Annotated in this window: 15 protein-coding genes and 1 riboswitch; of the genes, 2 read left to right on the top strand and 13 right to left on the bottom strand. The window is 39.2% G+C overall.

Features of this window, described 5'->3' with window-relative positions; all coding sequences use genetic code 11:
- Positions 1-22 precede the first annotated feature (22 nt).
- From V7266_RS16515 to V7266_RS16460, 12 genes are all read right to left on the bottom strand, one after another.
- On the bottom strand, positions 23-1,573 hold the full coding sequence (locus tag V7266_RS16515) for an alpha-N-arabinofuranosidase (protein ID WP_420491426.1): 1,551 nt from the start codon (positions 1,571-1,573) through the stop codon (positions 23-25).
- Positions 1,574-1,731: 158 nt separating this feature from the next.
- Positions 1,732-3,708, bottom strand: coding sequence for a glycosyl hydrolase family 28-related protein (locus V7266_RS16510; protein WP_335469151.1), 1,977 nt, complete (start codon positions 3,706-3,708; stop codon positions 1,732-1,734).
- A 115-nt stretch (positions 3,709-3,823) separates the two neighbouring features.
- Positions 3,824-4,753 carry a carbohydrate ABC transporter permease gene (locus tag V7266_RS16505; protein ID WP_335469148.1) on the bottom strand — a complete coding sequence of 310 codons (930 nt, stop codon included), beginning with the start codon at positions 4,751-4,753 and terminating at the stop codon, positions 3,824-3,826.
- 11 nt (positions 4,754-4,764) lie between these two features.
- On the bottom strand, positions 4,765-5,634 hold the full coding sequence (locus V7266_RS16500) for an ABC transporter permease (protein ID WP_335469205.1): 870 nt from the start codon (positions 5,632-5,634) through the stop codon (positions 4,765-4,767).
- A 254-nt stretch (positions 5,635-5,888) separates the two neighbouring features.
- A complete protein-coding gene (locus V7266_RS16495) occupies positions 5,889-7,547 on the bottom strand; it encodes an ABC transporter substrate-binding protein (RefSeq protein ID WP_335469144.1) in 1,659 nt (552 codons plus the stop codon).
- Between the two features lie 82 nt (positions 7,548-7,629).
- Positions 7,630-9,429, bottom strand: coding sequence for a sensor histidine kinase (locus tag V7266_RS16490; protein ID WP_335469141.1), 1,800 nt, complete (start codon positions 9,427-9,429; stop codon positions 7,630-7,632).
- 5 nt (positions 9,430-9,434) lie between these two features.
- Positions 9,435-11,021 carry a response regulator transcription factor gene (locus tag V7266_RS16485; RefSeq protein WP_335469140.1) on the bottom strand — a complete coding sequence of 529 codons (1,587 nt, stop codon included), beginning with the start codon at positions 11,019-11,021 and terminating at the stop codon, positions 9,435-9,437.
- Positions 11,022-11,387: 366 nt separating this feature from the next.
- The gene (locus V7266_RS16480) at positions 11,388-12,536 is read right to left on the bottom strand and encodes a glycosyl hydrolase family 8 (protein ID WP_335469137.1); all 1,149 of its coding nucleotides are present in this window, start codon (positions 12,534-12,536) and stop codon (positions 11,388-11,390) included.
- Positions 12,537-12,564: 28 nt separating this feature from the next.
- Positions 12,565-14,064, bottom strand: a complete 1,500-nt coding sequence (gene xylB, locus V7266_RS16475; RefSeq protein WP_335469134.1) for a xylulokinase — start codon at positions 14,062-14,064, stop codon at positions 12,565-12,567.
- An 87-nt stretch (positions 14,065-14,151) separates the two neighbouring features.
- Complete coding sequence (xylA, locus tag V7266_RS16470) at positions 14,152-15,486, bottom strand: xylose isomerase (RefSeq protein ID WP_335469132.1); 1,335 nt, start codon at positions 15,484-15,486, stop codon at positions 14,152-14,154.
- A gap of 224 nt (positions 15,487-15,710) precedes the next feature.
- Positions 15,711-16,349: a YesL family protein gene (locus V7266_RS16465; protein ID WP_335469131.1), complete on the bottom strand. Its 639-nt coding sequence runs from the start codon at positions 16,347-16,349 to the stop codon at positions 15,711-15,713.
- A 106-nt stretch (positions 16,350-16,455) separates the two neighbouring features.
- A complete protein-coding gene (locus tag V7266_RS16460) occupies positions 16,456-18,606 on the bottom strand; it encodes a glycoside hydrolase family 52 protein (protein ID WP_335469128.1) in 2,151 nt (716 codons plus the stop codon).
- A 228-nt stretch (positions 18,607-18,834) separates the two neighbouring features.
- On the opposite strand from V7266_RS16460, the gene V7266_RS16455 reads away from it, so the two are divergent.
- Both V7266_RS16455 and V7266_RS16450 read left to right on the top strand, forming a co-directional pair.
- On the top strand, positions 18,835-19,995 hold the full coding sequence (locus V7266_RS16455; RefSeq protein WP_335469127.1) for an ROK family protein: 1,161 nt from the start codon (positions 18,835-18,837) through the stop codon (positions 19,993-19,995).
- A gap of 119 nt (positions 19,996-20,114) precedes the next feature.
- Positions 20,115-21,164 (top strand): lactonase family protein, encoded by a 1,050-nt coding sequence (locus tag V7266_RS16450; RefSeq protein WP_335469124.1) that lies wholly within the window; start codon positions 20,115-20,117, stop codon positions 21,162-21,164.
- A gap of 227 nt (positions 21,165-21,391) precedes the next feature.
- Here the strand turns inward: V7266_RS16450 and V7266_RS16445 are convergent, their stop codons facing one another.
- Positions 21,392-21,514 (bottom strand): anti-repressor SinI family protein, encoded by a 123-nt coding sequence (locus V7266_RS16445; protein WP_335469123.1) that lies wholly within the window; start codon positions 21,512-21,514, stop codon positions 21,392-21,394.
- A gap of 28 nt (positions 21,515-21,542) precedes the next feature.
- Positions 21,543-21,626, bottom strand: a riboswitch (cyclic di-GMP riboswitch).
- Positions 21,627-21,712: the final 86 nt, after the last annotated feature.

Below are 21,712 nucleotides of genomic sequence, written 5' to 3'. Positions count from 1 at the left end.
CAAGGTCTTCAGGTCTTTCCCTTTATTTAAACGATATTTCTATTGCTAATACAGATTTTGCTGGCAATACTATGGAAATCTCATTTTCCTGGGCTTTAATATCATCAAAATTACAAGGTTTAATTTGTTCTGGTTGTTCAAACGTGTTACACACATTCATCGCTGCAGCTGTTAAAATTCGAGCATTCACACTTGAAATTGCGTTTTCTCCTTTTAAGTTACAAGTGATCTCTTCGCTCCGATTTGGATCAAGGTTACATAATGTAATATGAACCTTTCCTTCCTGATTACGTGAAGCGGAAGCGTTAACAACAGGAATATTGCCATCACCAAACAGGTAATCTCTTGTTTCTAAATCAAGAGGAATAAGGGTTGAATCCTGATGATCCTTATACATATCAAAGACATAATATGTCGGAGTTAAGAGCATTTCAGATCCATCAGTTAGAATTAAAGCCTGCAGAACATTAATTAACTGCGCTATATTGGCCATTTTAACCCGATCGCAATGATTGTTAAAAATATTTAGGGTAACCCCGGCGATTAAAGCATCGCGCAATGTATTTTGTTGAAATAAAAATCTTGGATGTGTCCCTGGCTCAGGTTGATACCATGACCCCCATTCATCGACTACTAGTGCGACTTTTTTATCTGGATCATATTGATCCATCACATTAGAGTGATTGGTTATGAGTTCATCCATATAAAGTGTTCTTTGCATGTATTCAAACCACAAGCTTTCATCAAATTTCGTTGCACTCGTATACTTTAGACGATTTCTAACATAGTAATGAAGACTAATTCCCCACATTTGAGGTCGATAGTATTCCCAAACGGAATGGATTGGTTTATCATGTGTTGAATTTTTCAGTTGCTGTGTCTCGTTCATACATTCACGCAAGATTACTTCTGTCCAATGGTAATCTGCTTCGCTGGGGCCACAGGCAATTTTAAGGATATTATTCCCGGAGTAATTATTGACATAGGTCTGGTATTGTCTGTACTTTTCGGCATATGTTTCTGCTTTCATATGACCCCCGCAACCCCAGTTTTCGTTACCTACTCCAAAAAACTGAACCTTCCAGGGTTCATCCTTACCATTTTTTTTTCTTAAATTGGCCATTGGGGATTGACCATCAAAGGTTAAATATTCAACCCATTGCTGCATTTCTTGTACAGTACCGCTGCCAACATTACCACAAATATATGGTTCAGTCTCAAGTTGTTCACACAAATCCATAAATTCATGTGTACCAAAATGATTATTTTCTACCACATGCCCCCAGTCTGTATTAACCATGCACGGCCGATCTTCACGTGGTCCAATCCCATCTTTCCAATGGTAATTATCAGCAAAGCATCCCCCAGGCCAACGCAAATTTGGAATCTTAACTGCTTTTAAGGCTTCCACTATATCATTTCTAATTCCACGAGTATTAGGAATTGGGGAATCGTCGCCAACCCAAAGTCCGTTATAAATACAGCGGCCAAGATGTTCAACAAAATGACCATAAATATGTTTACTTATTACGTCTTTACCTTTGCTTAAATCCAAATCAATAAATGATGTCAAATGTATTCCTCATCCTTTCGCTTCTCTCAAGGCACAAAAAGCAGAATTATATATTTTGTACCTTGAGCTATGTTCTGTATGTCGATTTTTATACAGTCTACACAAGAGAAATCATTAAGAGAAACTTGCAATTGAATAAAGGCTTTTTAATTCCTTAATTAACAGTTTACGTGAAGGGTGCCAATCTCCTGATCCTTGATAAACAGGTTCCTGTCGATCAGAGCAGAGTTGGTAAAAGGCGTTGGTCCGATACTGAAACAGTGTATCCCGTTAATGGTCAGGTTCTTGCAATTCTTGATTAAGGTTGCGTTTGGATGCTGAATCTCGATAGCCTGTACCCTATATTGGAACAAATTGGCGATCTCGAGATCCCAACAATTCTCGATGTGGAGCGAAGAAGCGTATTCGCTTCCAAGGTTCTCTTCCGTCTGCAGCGCAACAATCTTCCAGTTGGAGACATTCTCTAACACCACCTCCACATCCAGATGGTGCTCAACAGATACCATCCAAATCTGACCTGGAGCGGAAGTGTTGCTGATATGGAAGCCATCCTTGGTCCAAACGTCGGGCATCCAAATGTTCTTGAACACCCCCGCACCATCATCGTGGATATAAACACCATAATAACGGTCGCGGCCTTTCTTGGTGCTGCCATGACCGCCAAAGTCAAAGAGGCAGTCTTCCATAATGGAGGATGGATCGCCCAACCATTCTACCTGAATGACACCTTTGTTCTTACCGCCATCGAAACAGATGCCGGAAATATGGTTCAAACCTCCCTTTGGAATTTTGAACATGGCGGCAGGAGCTCGATCGTTGTCATATCCCGTGGAATGATCCTTCAGTTTTAGCCTGGTCTTCGAACATTGAAGACCGAGAATGGCTGTATCCTGTTTTAGTTCAAGCCCTCTGGTGATCAGATATTCACCCTGCGGCAGATAGATTGCCTGATGTCGAGCAATAGCGTTCTCAAACACCTCTGTATCATCCGTTACACCGTCCCCTTTTGCTCCCAGATCTTTGATGTTTACCCAATCCGAAAACGCTGGCATTGGTACATAATCGGGACTGGACGCATCAGGAAGACTTTCTTCCGGCTCTACATGATACCTTAAATCAAAACGGCGGTTGATGTCCTGATTGTCGACATCAATACGTAAGCCCATGTCGATGTTTACGCTGTAGCATTCCGAAGTCGACTCAATGTGGGGCACGCCGATGTGGTGGTTATACTGATAGCCGAAGGATTCAAAGAACCGCGGCACATTTTTGCAGTGAATATCTTTGGCATGCAGCCAGTTCTGCGGATATCGTACCATGTTCATACTGATGCCGGCTTCTGTCAAATTTTCAAGACGGCAATCCTGCATATATAACCGTTCAAATTCTTCAATATAGTGATTGTCCCGCTCCTTATTGGGGACGTATACACCGTATGGGGCATTGGACAGTGTATTTCGCAGCATGGTCATGCCGGCACGATAAGTTGAGATGCATGCCTTGGACTGACCGGTGAAAACACAGTCACCCAGATAAAAAGGCCAATAAGGGACGGTTTCACCGGTGAGAATGCCGAACTGCCCGCCAAAGAAGCGACAGCGTTCCATTTCGTTACCTACCATCTCTACAGCTGCACGATTGTCTTCCATATAGAAGTCGACATCCTCGATGGAGCAAAGCTGAGCCACACGGAAACGACAAGCGACCAATCCGGGGTTACCCTTGCCTAGTTTGAAGTCTATGTTGCGAATGCCGCTGTAAAAAGTAGTGTTCTGTGCATCCCGCAGCTCTTCGCCGGGGTCCGGCTTATTCACCCGGAAATGAAAGATGTATTTGGAATCCGGTCCCTGAAAGGCCGGGGTGTTTTCCGCCACTGTGAATATCGGACGTTCGGAACCAAAACCGATAAGACGGATGCCCCGCCACAAATTCACCGTGCCCTCGAATCGATAGGTGCCTTTCGGGATAAAAATAATTCCGTTATCTACTTCAGCTTCCAGTTTGTCGATCACTCCCTGCATTGCGGTTGTATTATCACCTTTACCGCTTGCGTCGGCGCCGAACTCCTCTGCAGTAAACACATAGGCCTTCGGATCATCCGGTTGAACTGGAAAAATTGATTCGCCATATTCCAAAATTATTCATCCTTTCTTAGCCTTTTTTACTAACATTTATAAAGAATTTAAAAAAAGGACATTTAGTCCTTTTTTTACACTTTTCACACGTATCGCATTTATGAGTTTTATAGAATCATCCTTTAACCCCGCCAAGCGTTAAACCTTTAACAAAATATTTTTGCAGGAACGGATAGACCATGATAATCGGCAAGCTGGCAATAATCGTCATCGTTGCCCGAATCGAAGTAGGCGTTACCATGTTTGCTTGTGCAGTTGTATTCGCCATAGCATCTGATGCTGTTTTCCCCGACATCGAGGCATTCGAATTCTGCAGAATTTTCATCAGCTCGTATTGTAGGGTACTTAAATTTGTATCTGATGAATTGTATAAGAAAACATCAAACCAGGAGTTCCATTGACCAACTGCCACGAACAATGAAACCGTAGCCAATACCGGCAGAGACAAAGGAAGAACAATTTTGATAAAGGTAGTAAAATCGCCTGCACCGTCGATTTTTGCTGATTCAAATAAACTATCAGGAATTCCCTCAATAAAAGAGCGGATAACAATGAGATTAAATACTCCGATAATTCCTGGGATAATATATACCCAAAAGCTATCCAATAAACCAAGGTCTTTGATGAGCAAATAATTTGGGATCAGCCCGCCGTTAATATACATCGTAATAACAAAGGCGATCGTCACGAATTTTCGCAGAACATAATCCTTTCGACTGATTGTATAAGCCACCATTGCCGTACAAAGGACGGAAGTCAGTGTTCCGATTACCGTTCTTAAAACCGAAATAAAGAAGGCATGAAAAATACTGGACTCGCCAAATACATACTTATAATTTGCCCAGGTAAATATTCTTGGCCATAAAAAGATTCCGCCCTTTAAGGAATCTGTGGCTTCATTCAAAGAAACAGCCACCTGATTTAAAAACGGATAGAGCATAACTATGCAAAGAAAAACCATAAATGTATAGTTAAAAATATCAAAAAGATAATCGCCTGCTCCGCTATGATTTCTTGTTGCTTTAAAGAATTTCCTTTGTTTCATAAGTCTCCCCCCTAAAACAGCCTTGGCTGATCAAACTTTTTAGCGATATGGTTAGCAGTAAACAGGAAGATGAAACTAACGACTGTTTTAAAAATACCCGCTGCCGTGGCAAGAGAAAAATTCCCCATTGAAATCCCGTATTTTAATACATAGATATCGAGGTTTTCCGAGTAGTCAAGGTTCATTGGATTCCCAAGTAAATATTGCGCCTCAAAGCCTGATTCCAAAATATAACCCAAATTCATGATCAGCAATATAACGATAGTTGGTTTTAAAGAAGGAAGTGTAATATACTTGATTCGCTGCAGCCTGGTTGCACCGTCAATATCTGCTGCTTCGTATTGTTCCGGATCAATCATCGTAATGGCAGCCAAGTAGATGATTGTATTCCAGCCGACATTTTTCCAAACATCGGAAACCCCGTTTATTCCCCAGAACCACGTTTCCTTTCCAAGCCATAGGATCGGCTGATGAATAATACCCAGTTTCATTAATACAATATTGACAATTCCCGTATCTGTGGAAAGAGAATAAGAAATGATGCTTGCCGCCACCACCCATGAAAGAAAGTGAGGCATATAGCTGATGGTTTGAACGATTTTCTTAAATTTGCTATGTCTGATTTCATTTAAAAGTAGGGCAAGACCAATTGCGGTGACAAACCCCAATACAAGATTAATAACACTCATGCCCAGCGTATTGCGAAGCACCCGGTAAAAGTTTGCGTCATCGAATAAAAACCTGAATTGCTTTAATCCACTCCATGTTTGATCAAACATGCTTAATGCCGGTTTATAATCCTGAAAAGCAATGCTCCAGCCCCATAAAGGGACGTACTTAAAAATAAACAACCAAATCAGGAATGGAATACTCATGGCCATAAGTGCCTTTTGGGTCTTCAATCTTTTGAAAAATAGCCCCTTTTTCTTATTAGACTGTATGGAAACTGAAGATTGAATCAACTCATCGGCAACTTTCGTTTCTGCCTGCATTACTAGCCCTCCCTTTAAGAAAAGTACCAAGTCGCTTTTCCTTCAAATGTTTATAAAGCTTCACTTAATAAAAGTCTACTAAAATGGTCAAGGCCGATATAGTCAATTTGGCAAATATCGGCCTTGTTTGCATTCTCTTCATCCTACTTTTGCTCAGCTAATTTAATCCGATCTTGAACTACTTTATTCATTATTTTTTCATATGGTTTAGAATCCAGGGCATTGTATTGTTTCGTAAACTCATTCCAAAGAGAATTATATTGGGATGGCTTAGCTAATACTAATTTAGCAAAATATTTCTTTTGTAAATCCTGGCTTCTTTGGTCGTAAATTTGCGCTGGAGATCCTTGTTCAAGCTGTGCGCTCCATGCCGGGTACCACGGACGATTTTCCGGTTTCGCAAACAGGTCGGAAAACACTTTTATGCCGTATGCGGATAATAATTTTTTATCCCCTTCAGTGTAAGAAGCTTGCGCCACTTCCGGTTGTTTCGCTGGGCCCCAGGCGTTACCATCGCTATACAGACCATCACCGACAGGCCAGTACCAATCAAAGGTCGTAAAGCCAAACTGATCATTAAATTTCTGATCTTGTGTTTGTGCAATTTCTTCCGGAGTACGGTAGAATCTGCCTTTGTCGTTGACTTCGTAAGTTTGTCCCTTAATTCCCCACATAACTAACTTCTGATTTTCCTCTTTACAAAGTGCATCTAAGTATTTAATGATTCGAACAGGATCTTTTGCACTAACCGTAATACCAATTCCGCGGTTGTTTACAAAAGCTGGCGGATCGACATAGGCATCTCTTGTGCTGGAATCAAAGGTAATTGGCAATGCCATGTAACGCATATCATCATTGCCGGCTTTTGCCAAACTATTTAAGGACTGGGAAACTTCCCATTGATAATCAAAGAATCCCAAGACACGTCCAGAAGCAATTTTCGCAAGATATTCGTCATAATTGGAAACGAATGATTCTTTATCAAATACTCCTTTAGCATTAAGGTCATTTAATTTTTGAAGATAATTTTTCATCCAATCCTTGTTTGCAAAAATAGAGGCTTTTTGTGTCTTCGTATCGACAATAACGCCACCATCATTTCCATAACCGGCAGCATGCCTTGCACCATCACCTACGGTAAATCTCCAATCGTAGTTTAGTGATGTATAGCCGATCGTAGGAGCACCATTCGTCTGTGGATGTTTTTTCTGGAAGTCTTCTATTAGTTTGAAATATTCATCGACTGTTTTCACTTTTGGATAGCCCGCTTCTTTTAGGACATCACGACGGATCCAAAATGCGCTTTGCTGAATATCCGGATACGGGGCATATCCTTGGCTGGCGCCAAATGGAATAAAATAAATTTTCCCATCCTTCGGATCTTTCATTTGATTTAAGTAAGGACCATATAATTTTTTAAGATTCGGGGCATGTTTATTGATAAGATCAGTTAGATCTATAAATCCTCCTGCTTGTACTACTTTATCGATCCCTTGATCGGGAACAAGAAGGTCTGGATATTTTCCGCTAGCAATCATCGTTCCTATCTTTGTATTAACGTCACCAACAATGTGCTCAACCTTAAAGTTTACACCCGTTTGTTTTTCAAGCTCTTTACCAATGGTGGTTTCATCGGTATTCAAGTCTTTTCCTGCGGCACCGGCATTAAAATAAGTAAAGGTTACAGGTGATTTGTCATTCTTACTGGAACTTGTACTTGCACTTTGATCTTTTGTACAACCTGCTGCAGTAAATAACATGGCAGCCATTAATGGTACGGCCAAAAACTTCTTGTTAATCATTTGCTAACCCCCTATTTCTTTGTGATTACATGTTTATTATAGAATGTAAGGGCTTTCTTCCAGTACCTAAAAACTATAGGTGTTACTTAGTAAAGTATAGTTTGTTTTGCGAAATTTCAATTTTTTTGGCATTTATACTAGTTTTATAGGGAATTTTTATCGTAATAATGGTCCCTTTTTCTTTCTCGCTATCCACATAAAAGCGAAATTGATCCGCATAGTACAGCTTCAACCGATAAAACACGTTCTTTATACCCACACTTTTTCCCATTTCATCTTCATTTTCCAAGGAGTAGAGTATTTCTTCCTTTTTATCTTGACGCATTCCTACACCATTATCCATGACGATACAAGTTAATATATCTTGATTTACTGTGACTTTTACACTAATTTTTCCATTTCCCTTTAGTGGCTCTATTCCATGAATACTAGCATTCTCAACAAATGGCTGGAGAGCCATATTCGGAATCATGCAATGTTCCGCAGCGTCATCTATATCAATTTCATAATCTAGCTTATCTCCGAATCGATATTTCTGTATTTCAAGAAAACTAAGGACAAGGTTTACCTCCGATCGGACCGTTACCATGTCTTTTCCCCATGTAAGGGAGTTACGAAAAATTTTGGCCATATTATGGATAATATTAGCCGTCTCTATCTCCTCTTTCATTAAGCTTCTCATTCTGATGGTTTCAAGGGCATTAAATAAAAAGTGCGGATTAATTTGACTTTGGAGAGCACTAAGCTGAGCACGATTTCGCTTAATCTCCATCTCTTGCTTTTGGATATTAGCCATAAAAACATCTTGAATCAGTTCCTCAATTTTTTTAACCATTCGATTAAATTCACTCGTTAAGATTCCTATTTCATCCGTGTATTCTGGATCGGGAATCTTTTCAAAATTTTGATCACCCATTTTTTTCACATGCCTAAATATGCGCTGTAATCTTCTTAAAAAAGACCGACTAATTAAGATAATGATTACAATTGGAAGGATTATATTGATAAAGGCCAAATAAATAATGAACCGTCCTGACTTGTTAACTGTTTTAAGCAGCGTTTTTTCCGAGACAGTCCCGACAACTTTCCAGTTTTGAAGGTAGGCTTGATCCAAGTAGGTCGAATTTAAGAGCACCGTCTTATTTGTCTTTGAAATCTTACTAAATGGGATGAGTTTTTCTCTCCATGATAAATTCTTTTTCGTTGAATACTCAATTTCCCCCTTATTATTGAGAAGATATATATCTCCTTTAAAGGTAACATTATTGAATATTTTTTCGATGGTTGCCGGATTAATTTCGATTTTTACAATCTTTTGTTTATTATTAAAATTAAAGTAATCAAGCTTTCTTATGATACTGAAGGTTGATGTTTGATTATCAATCATGGAATTTAATACGATTGGAGACGTATAATTCGTTTCCATTAATTGTTTATACCAAGCTGATTTTTTGATTTCCTCTGTTAATGGATAGACACCGCCCGAATAGATAATCGTAGGGTTATCCGTATAAAAACGGATCGAATTGATGGAAGGATTAATAGGACTTGATTGGTTAAAGGTTCGTAAATAAGTGTCATAATCATCCACATAATCCATATCTGACGGGTAATCTTTCTCTAGAAATAGATTAATATTGGTATTGGTATAAAGAGAGGAAGATATCCCGACGGCATCGTCGATAATCTTCCCAAAATCATTGCTTATTTGGTTCAATGCCAGCTGCGAGTCGTGCATCTGCTGCTGTTTTACATTGTTGATCGTGACAGCATAAAAAATAATATTGGTTAAAACTATTGGAATAAATACAGAACAAATATACATAATTAATAATTTTTTACTTAATCGCACATTATGAAAACTGAATTTTGCTCTTTTCATGATCATCACACTTTTCTTTTCTCCAGGAGTTTATTCCGATATTCAGATGGAGTTATTTTTTCAAACTTCCCAAACATCGTTACAAAATAATCAGTATTATTAAAGCCTACTCTTTCTGCGATTTCATATATCTTCAGTTCCGATTGCCTCAACAGTTTTTTCGCCTCATTGATTCTTACTTGCAATAAATAATCCTTAAAATAAATCCCATAGGTTTTCTTAAATAGTTGTCCTAAATAGACCGGATTCATATAAAACTTTGCGGCGATGGATTTTAAACTCATATTCTCCCGATAGTGTGAGTCTACAAATTGTTTAATTTTATGGGCCTCACCATCTGAAGATTGTTTGCGAAGGATATTGATCATCTCTTTACTTTCTAGCACAAATTCAAGGAATAGTTTCCTAAGCTGTTGTAAAGTTAAATTATAGTTTTGCAGTTGAAGCATGGTCTGGAAGTTTTTTAAATTTGATACTTCCCCTTCCATATTTTTAATAATTTTTAAAATAGCGTGTACAAATCGATTGATGGATGCTTTTACTGCTACTCGGGCCATTTTTTTCGAGGCAAACTGAAGGAAAATTTTATCTATTGTTCCCATAATGGCCATGGATGTGTTTTCTTCTATTTGCTCAATTAATAGATGATAATAGGAATCCTCGAGTTCTGTATAGGTAATCGATTTATCGTTTACTATATCTTTTGAAAGAATAATATTTTTATCTTCATAAAAATACTTATACTCGCGTGCATTTTTGGCTGCTTCAAAGGAATCTTTTAACAAACATAATTTAGGAACAGCAGGACCGATATAAAAGGTAACCGCTTGAGTCATATTATTCGTAAGTAGTCCATTGATCCAGTTCACAAAGTGGCAGATTTGCCTTTGGAAAAGATTCAGATAGGTGGAAGGAATTAATAATCCATAGCTTCCTTGTTCTAATTCTTGAATAAATACCCCCACATGAGGATCACAAATATCGCGAAAAATTTTAGTTATTTTTTCTTTTACTTTAGAATCAGGAGCCGCTTCACTCGGAGATTCGGGTAGTCCGTTTACCTCCAAAATCAGATAATAATATTCTGCTGCACTGCTTAACGATAGTTCCCTTGAGAAAACGTACGATTCCTCATCATTCACTTTTCCATAAATCAGATTATCAAGTAAGACGGCTTTCTTTATTTCGATGTTCCGTTCAACAACAAGCTTTTGTTCGGTTATCGTATTAGAAAGCGATCTCAAGGTTTCTTCTATTTCTTCCTGATCAATCGGCTTTAGTATAAAATCATGAACACCGTACCGTACCGCTTGTTGGGCGTATTTAAAATCACTGTGACCCGAGATAATAATAAATTGGGGATGAATGCCCTCTTTTTCCGTCACTTGTTTAATTAACTCTAATCCATCTAAGACTGGCATTCTGATATCAGTTATGACGAGTTCGGGATGTACTTCATCAATAAGTGCTAATGCATCTTCACCATTTGCTGCCTCTCCAGTAACCTCAAATCCACTTGCCTTCCAATCTATTAAACTTCTTAATCCTTTCCGAAAAAAACTTTCATCATCAACTAAAATCACTTTGTGCATGTCGTTTCAACTCCAATTACATGAAATTAGTGAAAAGGTGCAACTAAAATTATGAAACGCTTACATTGTTAAGAAGGATCACTCCTTCTCTGATTTTTTTACTATACCACAGGATTTAATTGAGTATTGCGAAAATTATAAAAATACATAGAAAAAAGAGTTATTTTGTCAAAAGACATGATTTATTACTATTTTACCATTGAAGATTCTATAATAGTTTTCCAATTATTGTAGATTCCAACAATTTTAGAAAAGCGTAAGCGCCTTGACTTGGGCACGGGAGCTGGACAATACTCAAAATTGAAAAAAACCCCTCAGCTGCTGCATAAGGGGCTTCTTTTTGCTTCAAAATGGAAATAACTCAGTTTAAGGCATCCAAATTTTATAATTACCGCTTAATGCTAGCAAACTGAAAAAATATAAGCAGTTATCATAATACCGTCTGACCCCAGTCCGAACATGAGTATTCCAGAATAATTCCACCCATTTTAAGCGATTTGTACCATCAGCTGCAAGGGACGCCATGGCATTTGTCGCAAGCAAACCGACCGGATGGAGAGATTTTTCCTCGAATGGTTCGCCCGTTATGGTATAACGACGATAATCAGCAGGATCCTTATCGGCAAAGAATGCTTGAATCTTATTCGCCTCTTCTTTTTCCCAGACATCTCCTCTAAACCACTCGTAATCAAGACCAATATTAGCAGCTACACGATAAGCATCGCTAAAGAAATGACCATAACCTCTCTCATTGTTCGGTGTGCCATCATAATAGGCATATTCAGGGGCTAAGCCTGTTTCAGGATGACAGGAAATCTTCAAATACTCCCTGCTTGCTAAACTTGCTTCCTTCCAGAATGCGCGATCCTCTTCGTAAGCCCACAACGCAAATAACTCATAAAAATGTGGTAGATGGTAGGAAGGATCAGAGAACTCACAATTTGGAATAAATTTAATTAATTTATTATCCCTATTCCACATGGGAAAGCCGACTCCGTCTTCACCCTTATGAAGGCAAGTCCGAAGAAGGTCCTTTGCTTGAACGCTATAGTTAAAAGGCTCTGGACCATCTCCCCAGCGGTGGGAGGCAAAGAATAAGGCCATTGCAAAGAATTCTTCCCCATCCGGTGCAGGACCATAGGCATTTTTCGTCCCGTCAGGCTGGCAGGACCAGGCAAAGTAACCTGCGTTCTCCCCTGTCGTCATGTACATGTACTTCATTGTCCAGTTCCACAGTCGGTCAAAGATATCCTTATTATCCATTTGAACCGCCATCATCATGCCATAGGACATGCCCTCAGTCCGGACGTCGAGGTTTCCGGTATCGAGCATATACCCTAAATCATCGCCGACAGGATAATAGATTCTTGTATCTTCGTCACCGTTAAAAAGTTCTTCCCAATTATCCTTGATCCTTTGATTAATTTCTTCCTCTGTTTTGCCGATTTCTTTGAAGAGATTTCGATATTCCCCAGTGTAAAAAGAGCCTTCTTGCTTTTTAACTAACTCTGTCATCTGTCCCCTCCACCTATGGATCTACTACTTATCTTCTAAAATCCTTTAATTGATCATTTAGCACCTTTGTTTGTGTATAAACTTGTTGGTAAATAGCAAAAAGTTTTTTATAAGCTTCTACATTTTCCTCAATAGGATAATAGGTTTTTGACGTTTGAATAAACTTCTCTGCACACTCTTTCAGTGAGGTAAACCAACCGCAGCCATAGGCTGCTAACATCGCTGCACCCATTCCTGGTCCTTGTTCACTTGTAAGCTTCTCGATTTTGGCATTGAAAATATCCGCCTGCATCTGCAGCCATGTTTCGTTTTTCGCACCGCCTCCGATGGAAATGATGGAATCAATCGTTTTTCCGCTGTTTCTAAAAATTTCGATTGACTCGTTTAATGAGAATGTAATCCCTTCAAGGACCGCACGGGCAAAGTGCTTCCGCTCATGGCCAGCATCAATTCCAATAAAGCTGCCTCGGATAATGGAATCCGCATGCGGAGTTCTCTCCCCTACAATATACGGAGTGAATAATAATCCATCACTGCCTGCTGGTACTTCGTTAACACCTTCTAAAAATTGATCAAAGGCTTCCTCTTTCGCAAACGTATCTTTAAACCAACTTAAACTATAGCCCGCAGCAAGAGTAACCCCCATCGTGTAATAAGTATTTTCTTCGCTATGGTTAAAATAGTGCACCTTTCCTTCAAAGTCCAGGTCGTTTCTTTCCTCATAAGAAAGGACAACACCAGATGTACCAATACTGCAAAGTGTTTTACCTTCTGATAAAATTCCTGAACCAATCGCACCACAAGCATTATCTGCCCCTCCAGCAAACACCCCAGTTGCTTCAGACAATCCAGTTGCCTGTGCAAATTCAGCGGTTACCGTGCCAACACAAGCATGGGACTCTACTAGCGGCGGGCAAAGTTCAGGAGCAATTCCAAATAGATTTAAGATTTCTGGGCTCCATTCCCGTTTACTTACATTTAACATTAATGTTCCGGCAGCATCCGAATACTCCATATGAATATTGCCTGTAATACGGTAACGCAAATAGTCTTTCGGAAGCATGAATACGCTTGCACGTTTGAAAGTTTCAGGCTCCTTCTCTTTTACCCAAAGGATTTTTGGCAGGGTAAAGCCTTCCAATGCCGGGTTTTTCGTGATTTCAAGCAGTTTCTCTTGGCCTACAACATCATAAATTTCTTGACACTGCTTCGTGGTTCTTGTGTCATTCCAAAGAATTGCATTTCTTAGTACTTGGTTTGCCTCATCAAGTAAAACCAGTCCATGCATCTGTCCGGAAAAGCTGATTCCCTCTATATCCTTTACATCTCCTTGAAATGCTTGGACCAATTCAGCCAATCCTTCCGTGGTCTTTGCCACCCATTCCTCCGGATTTTGTTCACTATAACCTGATTTTTCTATAATTAATGGATAAGACTTGGTAACTTCCTGGCATACTTCCCCACTTTGATTAACAAGTAGAATTTTTACCGCGCTTGTACCAAGATCAACACCGATAACGTATTTCATCTATTAATCATCCTTTTCTACAAAAATGTGCTGGATTATTATTTTCCAGCACATTTTCCATTTTTATTCTGTTATGTTCTTAGTTGTTTATCGAACAGCCACACTTGAAAGTGTTTCTAATAGATATTGGTTAAGTGTAGCTCTTAATACTTCTGTTCTACCTGAAGTATTTTTGATTTCAGTTAATCCAAGAGCGTACTGTTCTAATTCACGGAAATTCGTTCTTCCTTCAACGATATCTAGACCAATACCTTTTGTATAGCTGCTGTAACGGTCGTCAATGAAGTTTTCGAATACACGGTCTTCTAGTAACTTGTTTGCTACTTTTAAGCCGATTGCAAAAGCATCCATTCCAGCGATGTGAGCGTGGAATAAATCTTCAGGATCGAATGAGCCTCTGCGTACTTTCGCATCGAAGTTCGTACCGCCTTTTCCTAGGCCGCCATTTTGAAGAATTTCATACATTGCTAATGTTGTAGAATATAAGTCAGTTGGGAATTCATCAGTATCCCAGCCAAGTAGTGTATCCCCTTGGTTTGCATCGATTGATCCAAGCATACCATTGATACGAGCCACACGAAGTTCATGCTCGAAGGTATGACCAGCTAATGTCGCATGGTTTGCTTCAAGGTTGAACTTGAAGTAATCAGTTAAGTCATATTTTTGTAAGAAAGCAAGTCCTGTTGCTACGTCAAAGTCATATTGGTGTTTTGTTGGCTCTTTTGGTTTTGGCTCAATTAAGAATGGAACGTTTAGCCCGATCTCTTTTGCATAATCAACCGCCATATGGAAGAAACGCGCTAGGTTGTCTTGCTCAAGCTTCATATCAGTATTTAATAGTGTTTCATATCCTTCACGGCCGCCCCAGAATACATAGTTTTCTGCGCCTAATTCCTTCGCTACTTCTAAGCCCTTCTTAACCTTCGCAGCAGAGTAAGCGAATACATCTGCATTTGGAGCAGTTGCCGCACCATGTGTATAGCGAGGATTTGTGAACATATTAGCCGTGTTCCATAGAAGCTTTGTCTTGCTTGTTTTCATGTATTCTTTAATCATAGAAACGATAATGTCTTGGTTTTTGTTGCTTTCAGCTAGTGTGTCTCCTTCAGGAGCGATATCAACATCATGGAAAGCAAAGAATGGAACATTTAATTTTTCAAAAAGTTCAAATGCTGCTTCCACGCGTGCTTTTGCTAAATCAAGTCCTGTTAAGTGGTTCCAAGGACGAATCGCAGTACCAACACCGAATGGATCTGTTCCGTCTGCTGTGAATGTATGCCACCAGGTGACAGAAAAACGCAATAATTCTTCCATTGTTTTTCCGTTGATAACTTCTTGTGGATTATAATACTTAAATGCTAAAGGATTAGTTGAATTGCCACCTTCAAATTGAATGTTCTTTACATTTTCAAAATAAGCCATGATTGGATTCCTCCTATTTTTTAACGGTCTTAGACTCGGATGTGTAAATGCTTACAAAAGTTATATATTCTTGCGTCTTTAACCTTTGTTTAATCAAATTATATCACCCAAAACTTCGTTTGTCTATCGGATAAACAAAGATTTTTAGAAAATATTTTGAACAAGTTTTGACAAAGAAAAAAGCTGTACCATTTGAGGTGACAGCTTTTTCGATAGGGGGTTTATTAATTTTGTACACTGAGCCTTTTTTGTTTGGCTTCAATCCGATTAAAACTTTGTTTAGCTCCCGTCATCACCATAAGAGAGAATAAACTTATGCTAAAAAACGGAACAATCCCTGGAATATAACTATACAGAATACCTATCAAGATAGTAGCGGCAATCATCAAAATAGTGATATGCATATTAATGATTCCAATATAAAAGGAATTCTTAATATACTGGATCAAGCGTAATTCGTAATGGACATAAACAGGAAAAAGATAGAGCATGGTAATAAAGAATAAGATCGAAACAATCAACAGCGGGATGGCGAGCACATATTGAATCGTTCCTCCAACTGTGATCAGATACTTAAAATCGAGATACAGGAACATTCCGATCAGTGCCATTAACCATCCAAGCTTGTTTGCTTTAATAAACTCTTTTTTATAGGTATCCAAAAAGGTACGAAAGATCGGTACATCCGTATCATTCATCAGCCATTTTCTTAAAATCGTAAACAATGCTGCGGATGCAGGTGAAATACCGAGAAAAATTAGACCACCCAATGAAAAGAGCACCCATAAAATATTTACATAAGCTAGTTTCATAACCCATTCACAACCAGTGTATGCCTTGCCAACTACCCAATTAAATTGCATGTTCTTTCACCTCTTGATGAGTACTATCTTTATTATAAGACTACTATAGCATTACTTCTATTAAAAAATAGGACTGTCCAGTTAATACCAGACAGTCTCGATTCCTTTATTCAGTCATCACAGAAGCCGCTAAGGCGACCGACTTTTTGCTTTCCTCGAGCCATAAAATACTTGTAACTCCACGAGGGTAATATTTACTTCCAGCAATTTCACCAGAAATAATTTGATCGCTCCAGCTCCAAACCGATAGAGTTGGATGGGTGAGCCAAGCTACATGGGCAGCATCTGCGTTTGCCCCTTTTTCATCCCACTCAAGCCCAAGAATTTCACGGGCAATAAACTGGCTTAAGTAAACCTTACTTAACCAGGAGTTATTGCTTGTAGACGAAATCTTCCAGCCGCCATCTTCAAACAAGCAAACACCTTCCGTTAATACGGTTGTTAAGTGCTTTTTCAACACTTGAATGTAGGTTCCAAAACGGCCATTAGGATCTAATGCTTCCTTATTGTTGGTATAGTAAGGGAAAATTAAACCTTCAATAGCTGGAATAATCTTAGAATCATTGCCTTCCTTAATAACCGCAGGGATATAGCCGCCAGGCGTCATATGGCCTGCAATCGTGGATGCACATTTTTCCGCTAGCTCTCCAGCCTGTTTCGACAAGTCCGCTAGTCCATTCTCTTTAAAGATTTTCTCTAAAGCCACATAGGATGCCCATGTCTTGCCGGCTAAATAAATATTGTTTCTTGCCTGACCTAGCGAAACATCTAAACTATCATAAGTCGTAATCTCTGCACCGCCCATTACGCGTGTGGAGTCAAGACCCATAATGCCATCCCGCTTATCTGCTTCAGGATGATCACGATTGATCATGCTATCAAAGCAGCGGACAACTACATCCAAATTAGCCTTTAACCACTCTGTATCACCGGTTTGTTCCACATATACCGATGCACACAATACCCAGTTAACTAGCTGTTCATAGGTCATATGGGAAAAACAGCCATCCAAGCCATATAGCTCGTAGGATGAATAATGCGGACGAGAAACCGTATTGGCAACCCCCATATCATGGGTAAAGCTAATACCGCCAGGATACTCGGTTTCATCTCCTGGGAAACGAACTTTATCTTCATAGCTGAACCGGCTGACGAACATGTCCAGCTCATTCTTTACGGTCCATGGATTCATTTTTAATTCAAAGAAAATTTGGTCAACGGTTAAGTCAAAGGTGTTCATCATTCGATATTCACCTTCGTTTACCACCCAGAACGGCTCTCCATCGACATCAAGCAATTGGGTAGATCCATAATAGCTGCGGATTGAGTGGATCATCATAAACCTTTGATCATCTGATAAATCTCCATCACTTACTAAGCTATTGGATTCTTTTGCAACGGCTGTAAATTGATCAAAATTCTCTAACGCAAATGCCGCTACAGATTCGATATTTGGAAAATATCTTGTATATAAGTAGGAAGCATCTAACCCTGCTGTTACATAGCCCCCGCGGTAGAAGCAGACAGCAAATTTATAAGTGCGTTTTTGCCCGGCAGGAACATCCACCACCAGTGCACCGACTGGTCCTAAACCGAAGGTCCAGTTTTCTTCAAACGGAGTCGTTAAAATATTTTCTAAACTAAAGTGCAGAGCCGACTTTACTTCAGGGTCGTTTGTGGTAATCGCTGTTAAGCGGCCTTGACCAATGCCGGCAATCCCATCACAGGTATCATCCATACGACGCATCGAGCTGTATGAATCACTGCCTTGATAGCCAAAAAAGGCGCGGCGGCTTTTTGTTCCTTGCGTGTTATCAATAGTAAGCTCTGCCCAAACAGCTGGGATTAAAGTGTTTTTCAGTTCTTCTTCTGTGGCTGTAGCCGGATTTGGTACAGACTGGACTTGTGAATAGACGGTAAAAGTTAAATCGCCGGCCTTCCAAGAATCTGTTCCCAGCTGGAAGTTTCGCTCTATTTTTTCCTTCTCAAAAGGTAAAATGATGCGCGGTTTGTCTGGGTTTGGGTCCATATTTTCAATATCATAGCGCTTACTTTCATCATCTTCTAGTTCAAAGAATGGAAGTGCTTCATAGATTCCTTCACGTTCCGAGGATTCCACACCCACATAGACATTTTTTCTTGGAGAACGGCCAAGCTCTAAATCCAGCCCCCCGCCATTTCCATAAAAACCAAGTGTAAAACTTGAAAAGGATCCGATTGGTGAATGATGTGCGTTGAAAAACATATTTTTTGACATATAATTCCCCTGCTTTCTCTAGATAATATTTAAATGTTTCAGAGATGTCCTTAAACTAACTTTACTTCACGGTTGGCTTGTAACGAGGAACCGATTACACACCAAGTTTGTGGTCATTTCTTACCGTTTACGTATGTATTATATCACGCTTTTCTTTGTTTGTATATCCAATAAACTAAGTTTGTGGTAAGATAAATATACAATAACGAACATGGGGAGATTTTTTCATTGACAACCATTACATGGAACCAGCAGGTAGTAAAAAGAAACAATAAATCTTTGGTACTGCAAATGATTATCGAGAAAGAACCGATCTCACGTGCTGACATTGCTCAGGTAACTGGTTTAAATAAGGGCACGGTTTCTTCTATGGTGAATGAATTATTAGAAGAGGAACTCATATATGAGTCTGGCCCCGGTGAGTCCAGCGGCGGCAGACGTCCCGTTCTTCTCCACTTTAATAAGGCAGCGGGATATGCAATTGGCATTGATATCGGGGTTAATTATATCCTGAGTGTGTTAACCGATTTAAAGGGGAATATTATCATTGAAAAAAACCAGCTCATACAGGATTCCAGTTTTCCTGCTGTCAATGAGTTAGTCAAAACAGGTATTCATGCCCTTTTACATGAAATGCCTCATAGTAAATATGGTGCAGTTGGTGTGGGATTGGGTGTGGCAGGTATTGTTGATAAAGAAGGAATGGTATTACTTGCCCCTAACTTAGGCTGGAAATACGTTACACTAAAGTCAGAGATTGAGGAAGTCTTTAAACTTCCAGTGATTATTGAAAATGAAGCAAATGCCGGCGCTTATGGGGAAAAACAATTGGGTGCAGGTCAACAGTTTGAAAATATCATCTATATTAGTGCCGGAATCGGGATTGGGGTTGGAATCATCCTGAATGGTGAGTTATACCAAGGGAATAACGGCTATTCTGGAGAATTTGGCCATATGATTATCGATGTAGATGGAAGACCATGCGGCTGTGGAAGCAGAGGCTGCTGGGAGATGTATGCCTCGGAACATACCCTATTAAAGCTGACAAACCATAAGGGTGCATCGCTTGAATCATTAATCGAATTGGCTGAGAAAGGTGATAAAGAAACACTTGAACTTTTTGAAGAAATTGGCTGCTATCTCGGTTACGGCATTAATAATATTATTAATACATTTAATCCACAGCAAGTCATTATTGGGAATAGATTAGCCAAAGCAAAGAAATGGCTTGAAGCACCTATTAGAAGAACCATTAAAAACCATACCCTATCGTTTCACCAGAATGAAATGGAAATCCATTTTTCATCACTTTCCATATATTCATCGGCCCTAGGTGTTACGGCCTTCGCTGTAGAAAACTTTATTAAAGATATTGTCATAACACAGTAATAGGCCGTATTTTGCTTTATTGGAAATACGCTAACAGATAAAGCTTTGGTTCTTTAATTGAGTAATAATTGGTAATGTTTGATAAAATAAAACGAAACCAATTCAAGGGAGTGTAAATAATGGCCAACTATAAAGGTTATATCGGAACCTATACAAAGGGAGATAGTAAAGGAATCTATTCCTTTACCCTGAATACAGATGAAGCAAAAATCGAAAATATTAAAGTGGCGGCTGAATTAGGGAACCCTACCTATTTAGCAATCAGCAAAGACAATCGCTACCTTTACTCGGTTGTAAAAGAAGGAGATACTGGCGGTATCGCTGCTTACTCTATCGGTGAAACAGGAGACCTAACAGCCATTAACAGCGAAGTTTTGGCAGGAGCGCCGCCATGTTATGTGAGTGTTGACAGTAAGAATCAGATGGTGTTTGGTGCCAACTATCACCAAGGACTTGTTCAATCCCATCTTATTAACCAAGAGGACGGTTCAGTGTTACCTTATGCTTCTATCAGAGAGCATGAAGGATCCGGTCCTGACCCAAGACAAGAAAAGCCTCATACCCATTATTCTGAATTAACACCTGATGAAAAGTATCTTGCTGTGTGTGAATTAGGTATTGATGCACTTATTACATATTCTGTAGAAGAAGATGGCACTCTTACAAAGGCACATCTTTTGCCATTAAAAGCGGGAAGCGGCCCAAGACATCTTGTCTTCCATCCAAATACAGACATGGCTTATGTAATGACTGAATTCAGTTCTGAGGTGATTGTTTTAAACTATAATCCAGAAAATGGCCGTTTTAGTGAGGTTCAATATATTTCTACATTGCCAGAAGATTTTAAAGAAAATAATCAGGGCAGTGCGATCCATATTTCTGCAGATGGCCGTTATGTGTATGCGGGTAATCGCGGGCATAACAGTATTGCCGTTTTCAGTGTGGATCCAGGATCTGGTGAGCTTACGTTTGTGGAGCATACTTCTACTGAAGGAGATTGGCCAAGGGATTTTGAGATTGATCCTAGCGGGAAGTTTGTGGTGGCAGCAAATCAGGAGTCAGGTAATGCGGTGTTGTATTCAAGGGATGAAGTTTCGGGTAGATTGACGTTGATTACTTCAGATATTACGGTTCCTTATGGGGTTTGTGTTAAGTTTTTGAATTATTAATTTATACTAAAAAACAGCTTAACTAATTGGTTAACAATTGGTTAAGCTGTTTTATTGTGTTGTAGGGCATTTATTAACATTTCTCCTTAATAAAAATACTGTGTGTAGTGGCAGAATTCCTATCAAATATTGTGAATATTATGAAAAATCGTTGCGTAGTACCCCTTATGGATTGTTTAGTATATTGAACTCTATAATCTGCTTTTAAAACTCTTCAAAGGAATATATTACTTAGGATTTGATATAAAATCCCTAATTTCATCTATGGAAAGTCCTAGATTTTTAGCCTCATTAATTAGGTTTAACCATTCACTATCTAGTTCTTTTTCATCAGTAGTTAATACGGACACAATTTACCCTCCTAAAAATGTTACTATTTTAGGTAACTCAGCCATCCTAGTTAAAAACCTTAGACCTGTAGCTTTGCGTCCCATTCTTTCGAATGGTTTGCCATTATCTTGTATAGTATTAAAGTGTTAGAGTTTTAAAGCATTAAATATTTAAATAACTATACTAATAGTACTATAGTCTTTTTTAAATCTAAATGA

The sequence above is a fragment of the Neobacillus drentensis genome, assembly GCF_036965645.1.
In the GTDB taxonomy this organism is placed as follows: Bacteria; Bacillota; Bacilli; order Bacillales; family Cytobacillaceae; genus Neobacillus; species Neobacillus drentensis_D.
Note: the sequence above shows the minus strand (reverse complement) of the source record. Positions and strands in the feature narration are given on the sequence as shown.